1 protein-coding gene is annotated in these 555 nt (G+C 42.9%); it reads left to right on the forward strand.

Features of this window, described 5'->3' with window-relative positions; translation table 11 throughout:
* Window positions 1-555 (forward strand): hypothetical protein (locus A3738_RS20790; protein ID WP_197473942.1); only part of this gene is annotated, 555 nt, incomplete at both ends.

Consider the following 555-nt stretch of genomic DNA (forward strand, 5'->3'; position numbering starts at 1 on the left):
GCTTCATGGTTTTGTCGCTTCAAATATTAATTCTGACTTCACTCTTTTCGATGGTATGCGAGTGGAATTTAGTTTGGGGACAGTTCACGGCTTACAAAAGGTCTTTGGTACGGTGAGTAATATTGGCCTAACCGAAGAGAATTTGATTCGTTGTTTTATTGCCGTGGATGAGTTTTCACCGAGTGCTCAACGAGAATTATCGCAACACTGTTTTCACTTTGCTCAAAAAACGCCTCAAGAAATTTCTCTTTCTGGAATAGAGGCAAATCATGTCCAGAATTTCGTTCAGTATCGTTTTGTTGAAACACAGGCAGAATACGAAGCGGTTTTAAAGCTTCGCCGTAAGTCATATGCAAGGCTGGGACTCTGCGATAAAGACGAGCCAATTGCGCGATTTGCACTCGAGCAAGATGCATATGGACGAATATTGATCGCATTCCATAATGCGCGTGTTATTGGTTCAGCTCTGCTCGTTTTTGGCGAGCGTAATGCAAAGCCTTTAGAGCTTGAGTCGGTGTTACCCGCGACAAGTTTTTCTGTATTGCCTGATTACCA

Source organism: Oleiphilus sp. HI0066, from assembly GCF_001635725.1.